Annotated in this window: 18 protein-coding genes; 14 read left to right on the top strand and 4 right to left on the bottom strand. The window is 48.3% G+C overall.

Annotated features, from left to right (window positions below):
* Positions 1-17 precede the first annotated feature (17 nt).
* From HNR50_RS20260 to radA, 8 genes are all read left to right on the top strand, one after another.
* Positions 18-632 (top strand): class I SAM-dependent methyltransferase, encoded by a 615-nt coding sequence (locus HNR50_RS20260; RefSeq protein WP_184748628.1) that lies wholly within the window; start codon positions 18-20, stop codon positions 630-632.
* Positions 629-1,522, top strand: a complete 894-nt coding sequence (locus HNR50_RS20255) for a DUF2156 domain-containing protein (RefSeq protein ID WP_184748627.1) — start codon at positions 629-631, stop codon at positions 1,520-1,522. Before HNR50_RS20260 ends, HNR50_RS20255 begins: the two co-directional genes overlap by 4 nt.
* Positions 1,523-1,578: 56 nt before the next feature.
* Positions 1,579-3,378, top strand: coding sequence for an aspartate--tRNA ligase (aspS, locus tag HNR50_RS20250; RefSeq protein WP_184748626.1), 1,800 nt, complete (start codon positions 1,579-1,581; stop codon positions 3,376-3,378).
* A gap of 29 nt (positions 3,379-3,407) precedes the next feature.
* The gene (locus tag HNR50_RS20245; RefSeq protein WP_184748625.1) at positions 3,408-4,574 is read left to right on the top strand and encodes an NAD(P)-dependent oxidoreductase; all 1,167 of its coding nucleotides are present in this window, start codon (positions 3,408-3,410) and stop codon (positions 4,572-4,574) included.
* 126 nt (positions 4,575-4,700) lie between these two features.
* Complete coding sequence (locus tag HNR50_RS20240) at positions 4,701-6,134, top strand: bifunctional metallophosphatase/5'-nucleotidase (RefSeq protein WP_184748624.1); 1,434 nt, start codon at positions 4,701-4,703, stop codon at positions 6,132-6,134.
* A 72-nt stretch (positions 6,135-6,206) separates the two neighbouring features.
* Positions 6,207-7,235: a peptidylprolyl isomerase gene (locus tag HNR50_RS20235; protein WP_246434139.1), complete on the top strand. Its 1,029-nt coding sequence runs from the start codon at positions 6,207-6,209 to the stop codon at positions 7,233-7,235.
* Between the two features lie 138 nt (positions 7,236-7,373).
* Positions 7,374-8,393, top strand: a complete 1,020-nt coding sequence (locus tag HNR50_RS20230) for a peptidylprolyl isomerase (protein ID WP_184748623.1) — start codon at positions 7,374-7,376, stop codon at positions 8,391-8,393.
* A 12-nt stretch (positions 8,394-8,405) separates the two neighbouring features.
* Entirely contained in the window at positions 8,406-9,731 is a 1,326-nt protein-coding gene (gene radA / locus HNR50_RS20225; protein ID WP_184748622.1) for a DNA repair protein RadA, read from the top strand.
* A gap of 8 nt (positions 9,732-9,739) precedes the next feature.
* Here radA and HNR50_RS20220 read toward each other — a convergent pair whose 3' ends face one another.
* The 3 genes from HNR50_RS20220 to HNR50_RS20210 are packed head-to-tail and all read right to left on the bottom strand — an operon-like array spanning position 9,740 to position 13,508.
* Positions 9,740-10,936, bottom strand: coding sequence for an RtcB family protein (locus tag HNR50_RS20220; RefSeq protein WP_184748621.1), 1,197 nt, complete (start codon positions 10,934-10,936; stop codon positions 9,740-9,742).
* The gene (locus HNR50_RS20215; protein ID WP_184748620.1) at positions 10,936-12,129 is read right to left on the bottom strand and encodes a TraB/GumN family protein; all 1,194 of its coding nucleotides are present in this window, start codon (positions 12,127-12,129) and stop codon (positions 10,936-10,938) included. Before HNR50_RS20215 ends, HNR50_RS20220 begins: the two co-directional genes overlap by 1 nt.
* A complete protein-coding gene (locus HNR50_RS20210) occupies positions 12,126-13,508 on the bottom strand; it encodes a tetratricopeptide repeat protein (RefSeq protein WP_184748619.1) in 1,383 nt (460 codons plus the stop codon). The genes HNR50_RS20215 and HNR50_RS20210 overlap by 4 nt, the downstream gene beginning before the upstream one ends.
* Positions 13,509-13,601: 93 nt before the next feature.
* Between HNR50_RS20210 and HNR50_RS20205 the strand changes: the two genes are divergently transcribed.
* From HNR50_RS20205 to HNR50_RS20180, 6 genes are read left to right on the top strand one after another with little or no spacing between them, the layout of a single operon-like run.
* The gene (locus tag HNR50_RS20205; protein ID WP_184748618.1) at positions 13,602-15,506 is read left to right on the top strand and encodes a hypothetical protein; all 1,905 of its coding nucleotides are present in this window, start codon (positions 13,602-13,604) and stop codon (positions 15,504-15,506) included.
* Positions 15,503-16,678: a lipase family protein gene (locus tag HNR50_RS22500; RefSeq protein WP_184748617.1), complete on the top strand. Its 1,176-nt coding sequence runs from the start codon at positions 15,503-15,505 to the stop codon at positions 16,676-16,678. Before HNR50_RS20205 ends, HNR50_RS22500 begins: the two co-directional genes overlap by 4 nt.
* A 9-nt stretch (positions 16,679-16,687) precedes the next feature.
* Positions 16,688-17,980, top strand: a complete 1,293-nt coding sequence (locus HNR50_RS20195; protein WP_184748616.1) for a lipase family protein — start codon at positions 16,688-16,690, stop codon at positions 17,978-17,980.
* Positions 17,981-17,983: 3 nt separating this feature from the next.
* Positions 17,984-18,607: an alginate O-acetyltransferase AlgF gene (locus HNR50_RS20190; protein ID WP_184748615.1), complete on the top strand. Its 624-nt coding sequence runs from the start codon at positions 17,984-17,986 to the stop codon at positions 18,605-18,607.
* A gap of 6 nt (positions 18,608-18,613) precedes the next feature.
* On the top strand, positions 18,614-20,029 hold the full coding sequence (locus tag HNR50_RS20185) for an MBOAT family O-acyltransferase (protein WP_184748614.1): 1,416 nt from the start codon (positions 18,614-18,616) through the stop codon (positions 20,027-20,029).
* A gap of 11 nt (positions 20,030-20,040) precedes the next feature.
* The gene (locus HNR50_RS20180; protein WP_184748613.1) at positions 20,041-21,087 is read left to right on the top strand and encodes an alginate O-acetyltransferase AlgX-related protein; all 1,047 of its coding nucleotides are present in this window, start codon (positions 20,041-20,043) and stop codon (positions 21,085-21,087) included.
* Between the two features lie 2 nt (positions 21,088-21,089).
* Here the strand turns inward: HNR50_RS20180 and HNR50_RS20175 are convergent, their stop codons facing one another.
* Positions 21,090-22,247: an iron-containing alcohol dehydrogenase gene (locus HNR50_RS20175; protein ID WP_184748612.1), complete on the bottom strand. Its 1,158-nt coding sequence runs from the start codon at positions 22,245-22,247 to the stop codon at positions 21,090-21,092.
* Positions 22,248-22,402 lie beyond the last annotated feature (155 nt).

Below are 22,402 nucleotides of genomic sequence, written 5' to 3'. Positions count from 1 at the left end.
CCAAATTAGGGAACTAAATGAAAAAGCTTGATATAATCAGGAATTACTATGAACCGAAACTCCGCGAAGACCTGCCTGATTTCAGGACTCTGGGCTGGGAAAGCCGAGAAGCCCAATTTGACCGCTTCCGCATTTTAACCGAGAATGTTGAACTCAACGGTCACAGAATTCTCGATGTCGGCTGCGGCCTGGGCAATCTCCTGGAACATCTGAAGGCCATTCACGAAACTCCTGATTATACGGGTGTGGATATTCTTGAACATATGGTGGAAAGGGCACGGGCGAAATACCCGGAGTACAATTTCCTCCACCTGGATATCTTTGCGGAAAACTCCTTTGCCGAAGGAGATTTTCATACCATTTATTCATCAGGCATCTTTAATATCAATATGGGAAACAATCACGATTTCCTCAAAGATGCCATTAAGCTGTTTCTCGCTCTGGCGGAAAAGTATGTTGTTTTCAACCTGCTACACCATAATTCGCCCGACCGGGATGAAACCTATTATTATTTTCACCCTGAAGAAGTCGTTAAGATGATCGAAGATATTAATAATAACAAGTTAAAGAGCATAAAAATCATCGAACATTATCTGCAAAACGATTTCACTGTTATTCTGGAGAAAAAATGACTGCGACCAAATTGCATGTGCATACAAGCCCGCTGGGGCTCAATAACCGGGAGCTGCTTATTTCCAAATTGAAAGATGCGGATACGGCCCTGTCTGAATACTGTTTTGCCAATCTCTATCTGTTCAGAGACAAACACGATTATCAAATAGTCGATAGCGACGGTTATACCTATCTGTCGGGACTGAGCTACAATGGCGAGCATTACATCATGCCCCTGGAAAACCTCGAAAAATGTTCCGAAAACTATATCGAATCACTGAAAAACCTCGTAAGAAGCGAATCCTATCAATGCATCTTTCCCATACCGGAAAAGTGGCTGCGTTTTTTTCCGGAAAATGATTACCGGATCGAGTACATAGAAGACGATTCGGAATACATCTACCAAAAAGAAAAGCTCGCCGATTACCCCGGAAGGAAGCTGTCGAAAAAGCGGAACCTGGTCAGCCAGTTTCTGAGGGAACACGATCCCGAGATCCGGAAAATCGACAAAGATTCCATGAAGGATATTCTTTCGCTTCTCCAGCTCTGGCAATGCCGATCGGGCCAGGAGATGGGCGATTCCGATTACAATGCCTGTATCGACGGCTTGAAGCTCTACAACGAACTGGGTCTTTCCGGCGCGCTGTTCCTGGCTGATGGAGAGCCTTCGGGATTTGTCATGGGAGAATATGCCGGAGAATCATCCTATGTGATACATTTCGCCAAAGGCAATATCGAAAAAAAAGGCATATACCAGTATATGTTCCAGGCTTATGTCCGCGAGTTCTGTGATGAGGCACGGATCATCAATCTGGAACAGGATATGGGAATGGAAGGCCTGAGAAAGACAAAAAGGTCCTACCAGCCCGACAGGATGCTCCACAAGTACAGAATTTACCCGAAAGTCTGACAATCACTGCCGAACTCGCAATTGATTCATGTACGCAGTGATGATACATTAGCTACATGGTAAAAAACAGACGTACGGCAACATGCGGCCAGCTCGACGCGAGCTGGGCCGGAAAAAAAGTAACACTCAACGGATGGGTACACAGAAACCGCGACCACGGGGGAATCCATTTCCTCAATCTCAGAGACAGATACGGCATGACTCAGGTCGTCATTGACGAAGATGCTGATGAAAAACTGAAAAGCGATGCCGAATCCCTGAAAATAGAATATGTAATCGCCGTGGAGGGTGAAGTTCGCAAGCGCCCCGACTCCATGGTCAATAAAGATATGAGTACCGGTGAAATCGAGGTGAAAGCCGAGAAAATAACCATTCTCAACAGCTGCGAAACACTTCCCTTCATGATTGATGAAGAGAGCGAAGCCAATGAAAACCTCCGGCTCCGTTACCGCTATCTCGACCTGAGAAGCGCAGGAATGCAGAAGAGAATCAAACTCAGGACCGATCTGGCTTTCGCTGTCAGAGAGTTTTTCGACAGCCGCGATTTTATGGAGATCGAAACTCCGACCCTGATAAAATCCACGCCCGAAGGAGCCAGGGACTTTCTCGTTCCCTCTCGGCTCCACGAAGGGAAATTTTTCGCCCTTCCCCAGTCGCCCCAGCTCTACAAGCAGATCCTCATGGTCTCCGGTTTTGACCGCTATTTCCAGATCGCCCGGTGTTACCGCGATGAGGACGCCAGAGGAGACAGACAGCTCGAGTTCACCCAGATCGACGTGGAAATGAGCTTCGTTTCGGCGGACGATGTTTTCGAAATGACCGAAGCCATGTATCAGCATATCTTCCGGAAACTGATGAATATCGAACTGCCCGCAACTTTCGAGAGAATAAGCTATCACGATGCCATGAATACATACGGTAGCGACAAGCCCGACCTGAGATTCGATCTCAAATTCCGGGATTTCGCACCCTACGTGGACGGAGGGGATTTCTCCGTATTCAAATCCGTTCTGGAAGACGGCAAAGGGGCTGTCAAAGCGCTGGTCGTTCCCGGCGCAGCGGAAGCCTATTCGAGAAAGAAAATTACCGAGCTGGAGGATACAGCGAAGAAATACGGCGCCAAAGGCCTGGCCTGGATGAAAGTCACAGCTGAGGGCCTCGACGGCGGAATTTCCAAGTTCTACCAGAACACGGCGGACCGGATCAAAGAAGGACTCGGCGCAAAAGAAGGGGACCTGATTCTCCTGATGGGTGCGCCCTGGAAAACAGCCTGTACCTCTCTCGGCGCTGTGAGAAGCCGTCTCGGTAAGGATCTGAACCTTATAGACGAAAGCCAGTACCGTTTCTGCTGGATAGTCGACTTCCCCCTCTTCGATTACAACGAGGAAGAAGAGTGCTGGGAACCGGCTCACCATATGTTCTCCATGCCTCAGGACCGCTTTATCGATACCATGGAAGAGAATCCCGGGGATGTCCTCGGAGATCTCTACGACCTGGTCCTCAACGGCTACGAACTGGCTTCGGGGTCTATCAGGGTCCATGATCCGGTGCTGCAGCAGAGAATTTTCAATATCGTCGGATTTCCGAAGGAGCTGGCGGAAGAGCGCTTTGGATTTCTGCTTGAATCTTTCCGCTACGGAGCCCCCCCCCATGGAGGAATCGCTTCGGGACTGGACCGGTTGGTCATGATCATGGCGGGAAGAGAAACAATTCGCGATGTCATCCCCTTCCCGAAAAACAATATGGGCATTTCTCCTATGGACGATTGTCCCGCCCATGTCGATGAAGAGCAGGTCAGCGACCTTCATCTTCAGATCGTATACAAAGAGTCTCCTGATACCCAGGCGGCAGAATGATATAGTCAAAAAAATACCGGAGGTTGAGAGTGTTTAAAATACAGACTTTAAACAAGATTTCAGAAAAGGGATTGGGGTTGCTCCCCGGCGAGAGCTATAGCATATCGGAAGACGGGACAAATCCCGACGGGATCATCTTGAGAAGCTACAAAATGCATGATATGGAAATTCCTGCATCAGTCAAAGTTGTCGCCAGAGCAGGAGCCGGGGTAAACAATATCCCCCTGGACAGATGTACGGAACAGGGAATCGTTGTGTTCAACGCACCGGGGGCAAATGCCAACTCGGTTAAAGAGCTCGTTATCGGCGCCATGCTGACGACTGCCAGAGACTTTGCCGGCGGTGTTGCCTGGACAAAGACTATTGCCGGGGAAGAAGATGTCGCTAAAGTCGTGGAAAAAAACAAATCCAACTTTGCCGGTGGAGAAATCAAAGGCAAGAAACTGGGCGTAATCGGACTGGGAGCCATCGGTGTTCAGGTCGCCAACGCCTGCTCCGCTCTTGGAATGGAAGTTTACGGATACGACCCCTATCTGACCCTGAAAGCCGCCTGGAATATTTCCAGCAGCATCCATCAGGCGGATAACCTCGATAAGATGCTGAAAGTCTGTGACTATGTGACAGTTCATGTTCCCCTCAATGACGGAACTAAAGGCATTATCAACGCAGAAAACATGAAGCTGATGAAGAAAAACGCCGTTATTCTCAACTTCGCCAGAGGGGGCATCATCGATGACCAGGCTGCTGTAGATGCCGTTGCGGCAGGACAGATAGCCAAATACGTTACCGACTTCCCCAACAATACGGTTATCGGAAAGGACAATGTCATCTGCGTTCCCCACCTGGGGGCATCGACTGATGAAGCGGAAGAAAACTGTGCGGAAATGGTATCCCAGCAGCTGAAGGATTTCCTGGAAACGGGAAATATCGTCAACTCTGTCAACTTCCCCTCCTGTACGCTCGATTACAATGGCGGAACCAGAATCATACTGGCGACAAAAGAGTGCAATGATCAGATGAACGACCTGCTGAAAGGTCTTTCCGCTAAAGGTATCTCGACAGAAGGAATGGCATCCCAGCACAGAGGGGAAATCTACTATAACATCATTGAAGTGGCAAAAGGTTCTGATGTCGCAGAGCTGGTAGAGGGAATAAAATCCTCCGATTGTGTTCTTATAGCCAGAGTTATCGACTGAGGCCAGATAAATTGAGATAACAATTTTCATAAGCAAAGGGAGTTCTGAAGAGGACTCCTTTTTTTTTCGTTAATTCCGGAATAGTATATCTGTAGATTAAGACTGAACAGAAAGAGGTCATTATACATGAATCGCGATTTTACTATTTTCTTTACTTCAGACATTCATGGAAGAGACAGAAACAGCGCCAGGATTTTCACCATATACAAAAGAGAGCGGGCCATTGCGGAAGCAGAAGGGAAAACCTGCCTTTTTTTTGACGCGGGAGACAGCTCGGACCGCAGCCTCGATTACTGCGGGCTGACAAAATGCCGAGCCTACACACACATCCTCAATGCCATGGGATACGATGCCCAGACTGTCGGGAATGACATTGGACTGGTCTACGGTCTGGATTCCCTGAAAGAGTCCCTTAAACGCTTGAACTTTCCTGTTCTGGGGGCTAACTTCCGAAACGGAGAAAATCCGCCTCTCGAAGGGCTGAAGGAAAACATGATTTTTTATTTCGGTCCGATAAAAATCGGTGTTTTCGGCATGTCCAACCCCTGGGGCAGAGCTTATGAACCCCTGGGGCTCCATTTTCCCGACAATGTATCCTGTGCGCAGGAACAGACAGAAAAGCTGAAAGAAAAAGGTGCTCAGGTGATTATATTCCTATCCCACATGGGCATTCAGGAGGACATCGAAATTCTTTTCAATAACGATGATATAGATCTGGTTATCGGCGGGCACAGTCACACGCGGACACCGGGCGGCGTTATAAACAACAGCGAAAACCTAATCCACCATTGCGGTCAGTATGGAGAATACCTGGGGCGGGTCGATATTACCGTCGACTCAGAGACCGGAAAGATCATATCTAAAAAAGCATTTCTATACCCTGTCAATGATCATGTAGAAGAGGCTCCCGAGATTATATCAGCCATAGAAAAGGCCAGAGAGGAAGCTGCGGTCATAGGTCGGCAGTTTGTGGCAGCCGCCCAAAGGGATCTGGACCTGGATTACTGGAATGAGTGTGCCCTGGGCAACCTGACAGCAGACGCGCTGTGCCGCTACGGTAATACGGAACTGGCTCTTGTCGCCGCGGGCAATCTTCAAAAGCCCATTTCGAAAGGAGAAATAACCCGTGCCGACTTGAACAGAGCCTGTTTTTCAACAGCGAATCCCTGTGTGTCCACAATGACAGGATCGGCCATTCTGGAAAGCCTTGAAAAAGGTCTGGATGAAAATCTGAACCGTTTCTATCACCACGGCCTGAGAGGGGCACCCATCGGCATTCCACAGATAAGCGGAATGAGAGTTGAAGCCGATTTGTCGTTAAAAAAAGGCAACAGAATCAAAAGCGTCGAAATCCGGGGAGTTCCTCTGGATGAAAACAAGACATACAGAATCGCTCATACCGATCTGGAAAGCAATAAGAGGCTGGGCTTCTTCCCGGATACAGGACATAGCCTTGAAGCTATCGACAGAGAAATTTTTCTTGGCGATGTCATCGCCGGGCACCTGGAGGAATCCGGCCTGGTCAATTTGACCGGGGAGAATCGCTGGAACTTCCTCTAACCGTATATGGTGCACTCTTTTTTTAATAATCCAATTGTGTTATCGTATGGAAAATTTCTTACAGGAGGAGATATGAGCAATTTCAGGTTCTCCAGACTATTGTCTACACTTACTTTATTGCTCGTCACCGTAACTATGTCTGCATGTGAAGAAGCAAAAAACCTGCCTGACGGCCTCTACGCCGTTATGGAAACCACCAGGGGAGATATCATCCTATCCCTGGAATACGAAAAAACACCCCTTACAGTTATTAACTTTGTCGCCCTTGCGGAAGGCAAGATGAATACTTCCGTGAAAAGCGGACCTTACTACGACGGATTGAAATTCCACAGGGTCATCGCCGATTTCATGATACAGGGAGGAGATCCCATGGGTACGGGAGCCGGCGGCCCCGGGTACAATTTCGCCGATGAAATCGATGACAGCCTTGTCTTCGACGGACCGGGTGTTCTGGCTATGGCCAATGCCGGTCCCGGCACAAACGGAAGTCAGTTTTTCATAACTCATGTGGCCACTGACTGGCTCCAGGGCAAACACACCATTTTCGGCCATGTCGTGGAAGGTCAGGATGTTGTCAACGCCATCAAGCAGGGCGATGAAATCAAAAAAGTGACCATTATCCGCAACGGCGCCGAAGCCGAGGCATTCCAGGCTGACCAGGCGGCATTCGATGCCATCAATGAAAAGCTTGTGGCCGATGCCAGAAAAAAAGCTGAAGAAGCCAGTAAAGCCATCATCGATGAAATCAACAGCAGATGGCCCGATGCCCAGGTAACAGACTCGGGAATACGCTATGTTATCAAAAAAGAAGGTACGGGAAAAACTCCCCCCGCCGGAACAAAAGTAACAGTTCACTATACGGGAACTTTCATGGACGGCAGAAAATTCGATTCTTCCGTCGATAGAAACCAGCCCTTCGAGTTTGTCGTCGGCGCCCGCCAGGTTATCCCCGGTTGGGACGAAACTGTTCTTTCCATGAAAGTCGGAGAGAAGAGAACAATCGTTCTGCCCCCCGAAATGGCCTACGGCAGTCGTGGTGCCGGCGGAATTATTCCTCCCGACACATGGCTCGTTTTTGAGGTTGAACTGATCAGTTACTGATTGTTCCTTGTACTTAAAAGCCGTTTTAATAAAACGGCTTTTTTTCTTTGTAACGGAAACATCGCAATTTCATTTATTATATGTTAACTTTATAGAGGCTTATGCAGCCTTTAAGACCACGACCACAGGAACATGATTATGATAAAACGAATATGGGCAGTCATTACGCTGCTTTTAATCTCCACAGTGCTTCTTTCCGCTAAAGGACAGACCACGGAAGACCTGTATAAAGACGGCGAATCTCTCTTAAATCCCGGAATATACGCAAAAATAGCAACAGACAAAGGTACGATGATTTTCGATCTCGATTATGAAACAGCGCCGCTGACAGTACTGAATTTTATAAATGTTGCGGAAGAGGGTTTCTACGATGGTATGGAATTTTATCGCGAAATAGAAAATTACGCTTTGTTCGCAGGGGATCCGGCTAATAACGGAAGTTCCGATATCGGATACAACTTTCCTGTGGAAATGGACAGTTCTCTTACATACGATCAACCGGGCCTTATCTCAATGGATGCCGTTTCCGGCATGTCCAGCGGAAGCCGTTTCTTTATTTCAAAAACAACTGACTCCGTTCTGAATGGGAAATATACTGCTTTCGGACGCCTGGTTGAGGGAAATGCGGTTCTGGCCAAATTGAAAAGAGGACAGGAAATTTTATCTGTCGAGATTGTCAGAACCGATTCTGATGCTCTCTCTTTCCAAACGGATCAAGACACCTTCAATCGTCTGAGCAAAGTGGCTCTTGACCGGCAGCTGGAAACTTTTAAAACTGAAAATCCCGATGTCTTTGCGGCCATTGACGCTTTGGGAGAGGGTGTTCAGAAAACTCTGACCGGTATTTATTACAATATATCCAGAGAAGGTAATGGCATTAAAGCGCAGAACGGAGACACCGTGAGCGTTCATTATACAGCTATGCTCATCGATGGCACTGTTTTTGACAGCTCCATATCAAGAGGTCAGCCCTTTGAATTCACAGTCGGAACCCAGTCCGTTATCGCCGGATGGGATGAAACTCTTCTTTCCATGTCTATCGGTGAACAGAGGTCGGTAATCATACCGCCCAATCTGGCTTACGGTGATGTTCAGGCCGGACCGATTGCTCCCAATTCCTGGCTTCTGTTTCAGGTTGAACTTCTGGATATAAAATAGAACGGCATAGATTTGGCAAAAAAAAAGACAGTCTTTCTTTGCAGCATATGTGATCATCGCGAACCCAAATGGCTCGGACGCTGTCCCGAATGCGGCGAGTGGAACAGTTTTACCGAAGTTTCGGCTGAGGAGAACCGATCCACTCCTGCGGGCAGGGATATCGCGCTTTCCCCCGTGCAGTCCATCGATAAAATTGAAACGACTCCGGATATAAGAACCGGATCGGGGATAGGGGAAGTCGACCGGGTACTGGGCGGCGGAATCATGAAGGGCTCTGCCATTCTTATCGGGGGAGAACCGGGGATCGGGAAATCGACTCTCATGCTCCAGCTTTCCGGCACTGCCGCGAAAAAAGAATCGGTTCTTTACGTTTCGGGGGAGGAATCTCCCGGACAGATAAAAATGAGAGCACACAGGCTCGGTGTCACCGGTTCGGATTTGAAAATTCTGACGGATTTCGATCTCGCCCGAATTTTAACAGAGTTGGAAAAAGGCAGACCGAAACTGGTTATTATCGATTCCATCCAGACTCTGTTCGCATCGGAAGCCGGATCTGTTCCCGGCACAGTCGGTCAACTGAAATTCTGCTGTCACGAGCTGATAAGCTGGGCCAAAGAACACAGCAGTTCCATTTTTCTCATTGCCCATGTCACGAAGGAAGGAACCATTGCCGGACCTAAAGTCATTGAGCACATGGTTGATACGGTTCTCTACTTTGATCAGTCCGACTCTGATCTGCGGATCCTCCGCTCCACGAAAAACCGTTTCGGCAGTATCGATGAAATCGGTCTTTTTCTAATGGACGGCAAGGGACTGAATGAAGTGACAAATCCTTCGGGGATTTTTCTGGAAAAAAGACAAGGAGACATACCCGCGGGAATAGCCATAGCATCGGTATACGAAGGCTCCCGAATTCTCATGGTGGAAATACAGGCTCTCACTGTTCCGGCCAAAGGAGGATCCTCCCGGGTTTACTCTGACCGGATAGACTCGCAGAGAGTTTCACGAGTCGCCGCTGTTCTGGAAAAGCACGGGGGAATCCGTTTTTCCGATCAGGATATCTACATCAATATTGCCGGCGGTTTAAAAATCAGTGAAGTGGGTATTGAGCTGCCCCTGGCTCTGGCTATTTATTCCGCCAGAACGGGATTGTCCCTTCCGGCGGAACTCGCTTCGGCGGGAGAGCTGAGCCTGGCAGGAGAAATCAGAAAAGTCTCCCATTTAAAACGGCGGGAGAAGACCGCCAAAGAGATGGGATATAACAAGTTTTACGCTCCCGCCCCGGGAAAAGAACCGGAAAAAATCAAAGCCGTTTTGAACAATATCTTTCATAAGTAAAATGGCGGCTAGCCTTTGATCACTCCGAGAGGCTTCAATTTTACAACCGGTTCGACAAGATCCCTTTGGGCATCGATGACATCATCAATGTTCTTGTAAGCCAGAGGGCTCTCTCCGAGATCAAGCATATGGCGGTTTTTCCTGTTTCCTTTCCCGACCATGCGCCACCGGTCAAAGACGATATCTCCCATAGCGGCATTACATTCATCCACCGACAATTCGCGGCAGGCTTTCGTTCGGCTCATAATCCTTCCCGCGCCATGTGAACAGGACATAAAGGATTCCGGGTTTCCGAGACCTCTGACAATGTAGGAAGCCGTCCCCATACTTCCCGGTATTATTCCCATCTCTCCCCCGGCGGCGGAGGTGGCCCCTTTGCGATGAATCCACACATCCTTCCCGAAATGTTTTTCTCTGGCGGCAAAATTGTGATGAATATTAATCTCTCTGATAAAAGCAGCGCCGGGAAACAGGTCCAGGAGGGATTCCTTGAATGCCGTCATCATCCGGCTCCTGTTCTCTGCAGCATAAGCCATGGCGAAAACCATATCGCGGATATATGCTTTTCCACCGGGACTGTCTGCGCTGAGATAGGCCAGATCATCGGGACGGGTCTCTTTTTCCCTGGCGAGATTGTTGTAGAATTCGGCGATTTTGTATCCGAGATTTCTCGATCCCGAGTGGAGCATCAGCCAGATGCGATTGTTTTCATCATGCTGAAGTTCAATGAAATGATTTCCGCCGCCGAGCGTTCCGAGATTCCTCTTCGCCAGGCTCCAGACTGCGGGACTGAACCATCCGGGAGAGTCCGGTATGGACTCGAGAAAGGCCTCGAAACCCTCCCAGCCCTTTTCTTCTCTATGAGCATGACCTTCACCGACCGGAACAGAAGCCTTAACCGCATCGAGCAGAGACCGGATAGTCCTGTTATCCTGAATATCAGATAGGTTCAGATCCGTTTCGACAGCCCCCATGCCGCAGCCGATATCGACACCGACGGCATTGGGAACCACATAACTTTCACTGGCGATGACACCGCCGATGGGCATGCCGTAACCGCTATGGCAGTCGGGCATAATAGCGATATGTTTGAAAAGGGCGGGATGCCCGGCCAGATTGGCGATCTGGCTCATGGCGGAATCTTCAATGGAGGAGCACCACGATTTAACGGGGAGCCTCCATTGGGGATCCAGGATCTTTTCCATCAGGATCCGAGGAGGATGGACAGATGAGGTATGGCCCACCAGGTCCCTATGGCGCTGCCGAGAGAGGAGAGGAGAAATACCAGAAGGATTCTAAGGACACGGTTTCCATACCACCCTTTCAGAGAACCGGCATCATCCTGAAGGTTTTCCAGATCCCTGATTCGCGGTTTGCGGAAAGATGATTCAAGAAGCCCCGAAACAAATCCCACTCCGATAGTCGGATTCATCGACGTTATGGGTGCCGCGGCGAAACTGATAATGATGGTAAGGGGATGCGCCGCGGCGATAATAGCCCCCAAAGCGGCAGGTATCCCGTTGGCCAGAATCCAGACAAGTATCATATTGAAACCGGCGTTTACACCGGAGGTGAAAAATCCCGCGGTGATAATTCCCACAATAACAAAAGGAATAATCCAGGGAATGGCCTTTTCGTATAGCCTTTTGGGCGGGACTACGGAAATATCGGAAATATCCGCCTCTACTTCTTTTTTATCAAGCCTTTCGAACCATTTCAGGATTCCCGGTCCATGACCGGCTCCCACGACGGCGACGACCTTTTTTTCAGTCGTGTTGAAGATGTTCGTAGCCAGATAGCGGTCTCTTTCATCGATGAGAACTTCTTTTACCGAAGGGAGATAACCGGCCAGCTCTTCCATCATTCCCTGGAGGGCATTGGAGTTTTTCAGTTCTTCTATATCGCTTTTCTCTACCTTCTCCGTAGTAAAGGCCGAAGCAATCAAAGAGGAGAGAAGCTTCATTTTGTTCCAGAGGTTGCTTTTTCTCCAGGCCCTCTGGAGCGTTATCTGAATCGGCCTGTCGCTGAAAGAAAAGGGAATGCCTTTTTCTGTAGCGGCTTCCGCGGCTATTTTCATTTCTTCTCCGGGGCGGATTCCCATATCGGCCCCTATCTTCTTCTGAAAGGAACCGAGGATAAGGCTGGCAATCATGAGAAAGCCTTTTTTCTGTCTGATAGCCTGATGGATATCGAGCTTTTTCCAACTTTCCTCATCAATTATCGACTGATATCGACCTTCGTCAATTTCAATACACACCCTTCCGGGCTCTTCACTCTCAATAGCCTGTTTTACTTCATCAACGCTTTCATGTGATACGTGAGCCGTGCCGATCAGCAGGATCTCCCTGTCATCGAACACAATTCTGTTTATCGTATCACTGATATTATCTATTTTCATTCTTTCTCCATATAGAGGTTAGCCAGTTCAAATTCCGGAGCCCCTTTTCTGGCAGCGACCTCTCCAAGAATGGCCCGCGCCGTGTCTTTTCTACCTTTAAGATAATCAATCATGCCCATATAGAACTTCATACGGTCCTGCATCATCTGATCTTTCTCCTTATCAATGGCCATCTGAACAAAATAAGGCGATGAGGGAGAGAGATAATAACGGTACATCTCGTATAGGGAACTGCTTCTGTCCAGCTTCCCGATATAGGCATTGAGCAGCCGCTGTCCTTCCTTTTCTTTGCCGTCTTTATAAAAAGCCAGCCAGCCCATAAGGGGATATGTCATTTCATTGAGACCGCTTTCAACAGCCTTTCGGTACATTTCCGCGGATTCGGCCCAGCGCTCTTTAATAAAATACAGTTTTCCCATTGCCGGATAAGCGAAATTGTAATCGGAAGCGAGATCAAGAACCTTCTCGTAATGAGTCAGGGATAGATCATACTCACCCTGTTCATCATAAATACCGGCCAGATACACATTGGCGAAGAAATTCTCCGGATTGAGAGCGAGAACCTTGAGAAGATCCTCTTTCGCATCATCCTTTTCATTGAGGTCTCCTATCCGTATTCTGGCTCTGTCCAGATAATTCCACTCAGAAGGATAGAGTTCGATAGCTCTGGAAATGTCATCTTCCGCCTTCCCATAATCTTTGAGAAAACGGTAGACCCTCGATCGATCGCTGTAAATGTAGGGATTATCAGGATCGATCTGTTCCGCCATGTTAAAAAAACGGAGGCTCTCCTCTTCCCTGTCCTTTATGTGCATTAAAGCGTTGGCCAGTCCGATATAAGTCTCGGAGTTTTCCCTGTCCAGAGAGAGGCTGTTCAGGAAGAGCTTTTCCGCTTCCCCGTATTTTTCATCCCTCAGGGCGAAAGACCCTTTCATGTTAATAACAAAACTGCTGTCGGGATCAAGAGAAATCAGATTATCGAGAGCTGTATCTCTCCTGTCTTTCTCTCCTCTGTAGTCAGCCAGGGTAATATAAGCGGCCAGAACCTCTTTGTCGTCGGGATTCTCACTAAGCAGGATATCGAGCTGTTCCGCCGCTTTATCCAAATCATTGTTGGAAATAAGCAGTGAGTAGTAGATGAAGCGGGAATCGCGGTCCATTTTTTCATCTTCCATTTCTTCCATTACCCGGATCGCTTCGGCAGCGTCTTCCGGTCCGCGATAAAAAGCTATGGGATCTTCCCCGGGCCGTTCTGCAACGGCGGAAGACTCCTTGTCGCCGGTATAGGGTTTTTCCGGATTTTCCGGCGAGCTGACACAGGATGTGATTATAAAAAGAATAAAAGGGCTGATGAGCAAACCCTTTACCCGTTGTGACATTGGCTTATATCTCCTATAGGCCTTAAATATATAGTGACTGGGCGTTCTGGACAAGGTTGCATTTTTGGATTTCTGCTGATACTATTTTTCCCTATGGAAAAAAAAATTAGACGCCGCTTCTACATAATTCCGGCGCTGTACATCCTGATGACCGGGTTTTTCTTTTTTATGCACTATACGCAGCAGCTGAGCTTCAGCAGAGCCATCGGGAATATAGAACTGACAGGCAAGGCTACAAAGGGCACTCCCGTCAGACCATCGGAAATAAAAAAACTGAACATGTTCGTCAATGGTATGAGTTTTCTCTTCAACTCCCGCAAAGTGCTGACAATTGAAACAGCCGACGGCATCACACATAAATCGATTTTGACAAATTACGAAGAGGGGGAAAACAGCTTCACCCTTTTTTTTGACAACGAGATCAGACTGGAATTCAGCACAGATTTCGCCGACAACAAAATTTCCGTCCGCGCGGACCTGCCAGAAACCGTTCCTCCCATTACCAGCCTGTCCCTCCCGTTCAAGGAGGACAGAGGCTTCGCACTCGGTTATACGGAAGAGGACAATACGCCGGTTATCAGCAACGGAGAAACCAATTTTTTTCTGGCCATGACCAATGAGTATGTCGTGGACAGCCAGAATGATTTTATAAAGATTGCTGTCCCGGACAACAACCCCGTTACGCTTGTCATCCAGGAAACGCTGGTCAGCAAAGGGCGGACAGCTGAAAAATGGTACGAGCAGAACAGCGAAGATCTTTCTTCCGAATACAGCGAAGCCGTTTCCACTTTCGTCAACAATGCCTTTTTCGGATGGAATTCCCGATTCAACAGTAAAACGGGAATGTGGACCGATGCCGAAGGGGAGCAGCAGTTTAATGAAACGACGGCCCGTTCCTACCTTTCTGAGAGTCTGACAAGGGGATCCTACAGAACCTCTGCCAGCCTCATCCGCACCGCTTCCGTCGCCCTGGAGAACGAACTCACGGCCTGGTCAGCTCCCTATATCGGGAATATCGTCGTCGAAACACGCGATTTGATAAGTGATCAGAATCTGGAACGCCGGGAGATTATAGCTCAGCTCGATGCCGAGAATCAGGCCATCCTGTCCCGGGAAAACCTGCTTGATTTTATGAGAAGCAATCGTCTGGAAAACCAGATAGATAAAGTTCTGACCATGTCCTCGTCAATTCTGGACAGCGACAGCCTCGGGCGGACAATTACGAAACTTCAGATTATAAACAGTGTCTATAATGATTATCCCGACAGGGATTACGACGCTTTTATCATCGATACTGTCGAACAGCATATTCTCCCGTCGGTGAACTGGCTCGACGAAGGTCTGTTTCTCGATGAAGAGGGACAGGTCAATGTAGAAAGCTCATTCCGTGCGGGAAGGGAGCTTCTTAGATCGGGAAATCTTCTGGATAACGACTTCTACAGGACTGTCGGGATGAAAATGATTATTTCCATCCTGAGCCGTGCGGGAGAGTCGGCATTTATTCCGGCTTTCTTAATTACAGAAGACAACAGGATCTCCTCTGAATCCGGGACAATACTTCCGGAAGATTTTTATTATGATCTGACGGAAAATCCCTATTATGTGAGACAGGAACCACTCGATGAGATCCTCGGGGCCGGATCCTGGATTCTCACATCAGCCTCCTCTCAGACAATCCAGAAAAGCACAAGGGAAACAATAGTGACGATCAATTTTCCCAAAGGTTCGATACATCACTTTGCCATAAAAGGGGTAAAGCCTTTCGTGCGGATCTATATGCACGGCATGAAGTGGAACAGCGACCCCAATTTTCAGCGTTATTCCGATGGCTGGGTGTACGACAAGGCAACGGAAACGCTCTATGTGAAACTCAAGCACAGGGTGGATAATGAGAGACTCAGTATTCTCTATTACAATCCCGACCTGGAGACGACTCCGGCAACCAACGGAGAGATGGTAGAGACTTCTCCCGCTGCGTCTGAAGAGAGCAGCCAGTGAGAAAAAGCCTTCCGGTTCTGTTTTTACTGCTGATTCTTTCACCCCTATCATCCAGAGCTCCCGGTGAAATCATTTCATACGAACTGGAAGGCACCTTAAGTCCCCGGGAGATAGAGGACTTCAATCAGGAGCTATTTGAAGGATATGTTGTACCGGAAGCGAAATACTCTGTCGATATTTACTGGGTAAAGTTCAACAGCCTTTACCCTGACGGCACAGATGCTCCGATAACGACACAGATTTTTATCCCCCGCTATGAAGACAGGGACAGCCGTTCCGTCTATGTATTCGGCGCAGGCTCCACGGGCCTGAGGGACAGCTGCCGCCCTTCCAGAGAGCACATCCTGGGAATCAGATGGGGCTTATACCGCTCTCATGTTCTGGCCCATGCCGGACAGGGATCAATCGGGATTTTTTCCGATTATATGGGATTCGGAGATCCTGACAGATTGCAGTATTATATGGTCGCCGAATGTGAAGCGAGAGTTCTCCTCGATTCCATAAGAGCCCTTAAAAACCTTCTTCAGGAACTGAAACTGGATACCGTTTCTTATACGAGCCACTTTGTGGCCGGCTTTTCCCAGGGGGGTCATGCCGCCTTCGCCGCCGCCGATTACAGGCTTTCATACGCTCCCGATGTGTCGCTGAGCGGCATTATCGGCTACGGTCCTACAACAGATATTTTTTCCCTTTTCCGGGAGTATTCCGATGTGGCACCTATGGTTCTCTACACTTACAGCCAATTATACGGAATTGAAAATGTCGACCCGTCACAAATCCTGATAGAAAAATTTGCCGACAATCTTGAGAGAGATCTGCTTCGGATGTGTGTGGGCGGCATGCAGTCCTATTACCCTCATGTGCCGCAGGGGCTTTTCAGGGATGAGTTTATCGCATCGCTTACAGAAGAAACCCTTGAAAGGGATTATCCCGACCTTTTCCATTATGTGGAAATGAATAGCACGGGACTTGCCGGACAGAGGATTCCCGTAGCCATCTATCAGGGTGGAAACGATATCGTCATTTTCCCGGAAACACAGACACAATTTGTAGAAAAGCTGAGGTCTATGAATGTTCCGGTGGATTATGTCTTTTACAAAGATGCCAGACACGATACCAGACAGATAAGTTTTGAAAAATCCAGAACCTGGATCGAAAACCATACGAAATAAGAGGAAACCATGAAATCCATTACAGGTAATTTATTTTTTTTATTGATATTGCCCTTTATACTTCTCTCTTTTTCCTGCAGCGGAAACAAGAGCGCTGATATTGAACAGACGGTTGAAAACCAAACCCAGGTGCAGGTTGAGCCGCAGCCAGTCGCGGAAGAACCGCAGCTCCCCCTTCCGGGAGACATCACCCTCGTTGAGAAAAGGAAAGTCTACTCTCTGAATGAAACGGTTGAAGCGGTCAAGCCCTTCATAGAAGATTATGCCATGGAGCCGCTGCAATATGGTGTCCGAACCTACCACATCCGGTTCGTCAGCACGGATTTCGACGGTTCTCAGGCCATAATACACGCCCAGCTGTTCATACCCGATACGGCTGTGGATGAGGATTTCCCCCTCTACGTATTCGGTTCCGGCACGACGGGAATATCCGATGCCTGCGCGCCCTCTTTCGAAGTTCCGGAATTAAGACGCTGGGGATGGTACAAGCAGAACATGCTGGCCTACGGAGGCAGCGGGTTTATCGCCGTATTCCCCGATTATCTGGGTTTCAATGATCCCGACCGGCCGCAGCGCTACTTTTCCAAGCTGGCCGAAGGTCACGTAATGCTCGATTCCATCAGAGCCGTTAAAAACCTCTTCGAGACCGAAGACTTTTCATCTCTCAAGGCAAACCTCTCCGGACAGACCTTTACTGCCGGCTATTCCCAGGGAGGCCACGCCGCATTCGCCGCCGCCGATCTGCTGTCGGAATACGCTCCCGAAATAGATCTGACGGGAGTGATAGGATACGCCTCGACCAATGATATCGCAGCTCTCTTCAGAGAAGGCGTCTGCTATGGTGCGGAAATCATTTACACCTATATGAAAATGTACGGCGAAGATAAAATCGATCCCGCCGATTACCTGCAGGAACGCTTTCTCGAAACCTTCGAGGAAGATGCCTCTACCATGTGCGTCGATGTCTTCCAATACTACTTCGGCTATGATTCAAAGAAACTCTTCAATGAAGATTTTTACCGGTCACTCTATACCGACAATCTCGCGGAGGATTACCCGGTCATGCACAAATATATGGCGATGAACAACACCGGTCTTTCGGGACACGGTATTCCTTCATTTGTTGTTCAGGGAGGAACGGACTTTATCATTACAACGGCCAGCGCCGACATTTTCGTCGACGGGCTCAGAGAGCTGGGCAGCGAAGTGAAGTATGAAGTCTACCCCGGAATTCCCCACAAATACACCAGAATGGCCGGATTCGCCGACTCGATAGAGTGGATGAGATCCTTCGGAGAATAAAGTATGATGAAAAAAGTAAGTCTGATGCTCCTCTTATCATGGATTGTATCGATCTCCCTGGCGGCCCAGTCTCTCTACGGTTCGGGAATTTCTCCGGAGAGCGCTCTCGTAAGGGTCATTTTTGCGGAGCCCCGGACAAATATGGAAATTCATATCGGGTCGGAAACATTTTCCACGGCGGAAAGCAGAGAAAGCGCCCTATACCATCAGATCGGCCCGGGGATGTATTTTATCGAGGCAGGCGATGATTTTCTGGAAATCATTCCCATGAGCGGCAAATACTACACTCTCATTTTTACTGCGGCAGGTAGTTTCGCTTTTGAAGATATCGAACATGAGGCTCCGGCTAAAAACCAGATTTATTTCTACAATTGCCTTGAAGAGACAGCGTCTCTTTATGTGAGCGAAACAGGAGACGATCTGTTCTCAGACATAAATCCCGGACAATCGGTTCAGCGGGCCGTCAATCCGCTTGAAATTGATTTTGCTTTAAAATCCGGTAGCGGAAAGATTCTTGAACTGGGCCCGCTTCCCATGACACGGGGAGGATCAACCTCTGTAATTGTTTACGGCAATAACGCCTCTCCCCGGTCTATGGTCATCACTGCCGGCATAAAGGAGCCCTGACGGAACATGGTCTTTACCACTCCGGCTTTCCTTTTTTTATTCATGCCTCTTTTTTTTCTCCTGTACTACCTCGTACCGGAGAAAATGAGAACATCTGTCATACTTCTGGGGAGCTGGTTGTTTTACGCCTTCTGGCGGGTGGATTTTCTCCTGCTGCTTATCGGAGTCTCCCTTGGAAACTATCTTTTTGGCCGCTCCCTGTACAGGAACAGAGAACAGAATAAGAAAGCGCGCCTCCTCCTCGCAACTGCTGTCGCCTCCAATCTCTCGATTCTGGCTTACTTCAAATACTTCAATTTCGGAGCGGATTCCTTAAACGCTCTGCTGGAACTGGCGGGGTTACAACCCCTCGCCTATCAGCAGGTCATTCTTCCCATCGGCATTTCTTTTTATATTTTTCAGTCCATGAGTTATGTCATCGATGTCTATCGGAACGATGCGCCCCCGGCTGACAGCTTTTTTGAATTGGCGACCTATGTCACTCTTTTTCCCCAGCTCATTGCCGGTCCCATTCTTCGATACAAAGACATAATAGACCAGCTGAAACAAAGGGAACACAACCTTCATCTTTTCGGTCAGGGTTTTGTTCTCTTTGCTATCGGAGTCTGTAAAAAAGTTCTCATAGCCGATACGGTAGCGCCGCTGGCCGACGTAATTTTCGCACAGAGCGCTCCAACATTTATTGAATCGTGGCTGGGCACAGCGGCCTATGCCATTCAGATCTACTTTGATTTCTCCGGTTATTCCGATATGGCCCTGGGTCTGGGGCAGATGATGGGCTTCCATTTTAAAAAGAATTTCGATGCGCCCTATAAGTCGGCAAGCATAACGGAGTTCTGGCAGCGCTGGCACATCAGCCTGTCCCGCTGGCTCCGCGATTATCTCTACATCCCCCTTGGGGGAAACCGGAAAGGGAGCCGGAGAACCTATTTGAATCTCTTTCTCGTCATGTTTCTCGGCGGGCTCTGGCACGGTGCAGCCTGGAATTTTGCCCTATGGGGAATATGGCACGGCCTGTGGCTTATGATCGAAAGAAAAAGCGGTCTTCACCTTCATCAGGAATCGACAGCGAAAAAGACCCTCCATCATGTCAGGACTCTTATATTAGTCGGTATCAGCTGGGTTTTCTTCCGGGCGGGAGATTTCAATGGCATAACGTCCATGCTGAGCGGAATGTTCGGCCTAAACGGACTGGCCATAAGCGCATCGGTCAGCTGGCAGCTGAGCCGATTCTCCCTTTTTACCGGAGCTGTGGCTGTTCTTCTTATTGTTTTCGAAGAAAAGTATCACGATGATAAAGCGCTCAATACTATCAGGGAGAAGGGAATGTCCCACGCCGTTATTTATACAGCCTTACTGGGTCTGTCAGTTCTGAAGATTCTTTCGGACAGCTACTCTCCCTTTCTCTACTTCAGGTTTTAGGAGGAAAGGCTATGATTCGATTGAAAAAAACAGCAGTTGCACTGCTTGCCATTCTTTCCCTGGCTTTTCTCCTTTACCCCGGAGTCGAGGGACTGACAGATCTTGAGGACTTCAGTATAAAAGAAAAAAAGGAACTGATCGACGGTCGCTTTATCAGTGAAATGACGAGTCGCTTTGAAAAGAGCATATCTCTGCAGAACCGGGCTCTCAGCTTCTGGTCGGGAATAAAATACCGGTTCTTCAAAGAGGGTAACCGGGGAGTCCTCATTGGACGGGAAGACTGGCTTTTCACTTCGGAAGAGTTTGATGAAGATTTGAATCCAGAAACGACTTATGATGATTTTTTCGGAGAAATTGAAAAAGCCAAAACTTTTTTTGATAACGAGGGGTTAGAACTGGTCATTGTGCCGATCCCCAATAAAAGCCGGATTTACCGGGAGAAGTCACAGCTGTATTCTTTTTCATCCCCCCTGGAAAACCGATATGATGATGCGCTGGCCCGGTTTAGAAATCTGGGAATCCCTGCGGCAGATCTGAGAGAACCCTTCCAAAAGACTTCTTTGAAAGAAAAAGTATTCTTTCAATACGATACTCACTGGACGGAAGCTGCTTCAGCGGCCGCAGCCCGGGAGATATCCAGTCTTGTGATGCCATATATCGAAAAATATGGCTTATCACGGCGAAGCTTCTATATCTCAGAAGCGGAGTATCAGCCATTCAAAGGCGATCTTCTGGCTTTTGTGCCTCCTCTGGAGAATAAAGAGGAACGCTATAGAAAAACGATTTTGGCAGACGCGGCCCCCCCTTCGCTGGGTTTGTTTGATGATCCTGAGATCCCCCTACTTCTCGTGGGAACGAGTTACAGTTTCGACAGCCGCTGGAATTTTGAATCGGAATTAAAACTGGCTCTTCAGTTGGATATTCTGAATCTGGCAAAAGAAGGTGTCGGTCCGCTTGAACCGATGAGGGAATTGATAAAAAGCGGTTATTTCCGGGAAACCGGAAGCAGTATCATTATCTGGGAAATTCCGGAGAGGTATATTCCCCTCCGGAAATAGTATCAATCTTTAAGATTCTTCAGGATTTTGATGATTTCGGGACCGCGGATATTCTGCCCCTCGCCGAACACTTCATTTCTTCCATCGATTCTGGCTGCTATTTTTTCAGGAGCATCTTCATCGATACCCAGATCGGAATAGCGGGTATCAACTCCCAGAGACTCGAAGAAAAGACAGGTTCTGGCTATGGCTTCATCGATCCTCACATTGGTGTCGCCCATGGAGATTCCCCAGATTCGCTCGGCATACTGCAGAAGTTTCTGTTCCTTTTGTTTTCTCATTAATGATAATAGACCGGGAAGAACAACTGCGAGAGTCCGGGCATGATCGATGCCGTAAAGAGCGGTCAGTTCATGTCCGATGCCGTGGGTGGCCCAATCCTGATCCACGCCGCAGCCGATCAAACCGTTCAAAGCGTTTGTGGAACACCACATAATATTGGCCTGGACTTCATAATCCTTATTGCTGAGAACGGCTTTCGGTCCTTCTTCCAGCAGAGTGAGCAGCACGGCTTCCGCCTGTCTGTCCTGAAGAGGTGAATCGAGACTTGTCGTCATATACTGTTCAAGCACATGAACCCAGGCATCGACGATTCCGTTTGCTACCTGACGCTTCGAGAGGCTGTAAGTTGTTTCGGGATCGAGAATGGAAAACTCGGGATATACATGGGGACTGCTGAATGCCCGCTTTTCTCCGATCTCCCGTCTGGAGATGACAGAATTGGCATTCATTTCCGAGCCCGTCGCCGGAAGCGTCAATACGGAACCGAGGGGAAGAGCCTTTTTAATCCTCCCTTTGCCGATGAGAATTTCCCATGGCTCCCCGCCTTCGTAGTAAATAGCCGCGGCGATGAACTTCGCCGCATCGAGAACCGATCCCCCTCCTACGGAGAGAATGAAATCAACATTCTCCTTTTCCGCCAGAAGGACGCAGTTCATGCAGTCTTCGTAATCGGGATTGGCCTGTATCCCGCTGTATTCTATAAAGTCCTTGCCTTTTAATGCCTCGACGACCTGATCGTATACGCCGTTTTTCTTGATCGAACCGCCGCCGTAGAGGAAGAGAATCTTGCTCTTATCGCGCAAAAGCTTTTTCAACTCTCTTATGGTTCCTTTTCCGAAGACGACTCTGACCGGGTTATAATATTGGAAATTTTTCATATCTGAATTCTCGTCCGATCATTTTGAAAGGTCAACTGAAAATACCGCCGGGGCTGAGATTAGTGCAAAAAATGGATTATTCTAATCTATCATAAATTGTTACTTATAGTTGAATAACAAAAAATTTATCTATAAATAATAAAAAAGTTCGTTTG

The sequence above is a fragment of the Spirochaeta isovalerica genome, from assembly GCF_014207565.1.
Classification (GTDB): Bacteria; Spirochaetota; Spirochaetia; order DSM-2461; family DSM-2461; genus Spirochaeta_F; species Spirochaeta_F isovalerica.
Note: the sequence above shows the minus strand (reverse complement) of the source record. Positions and strands in the feature narration are given on the sequence as shown.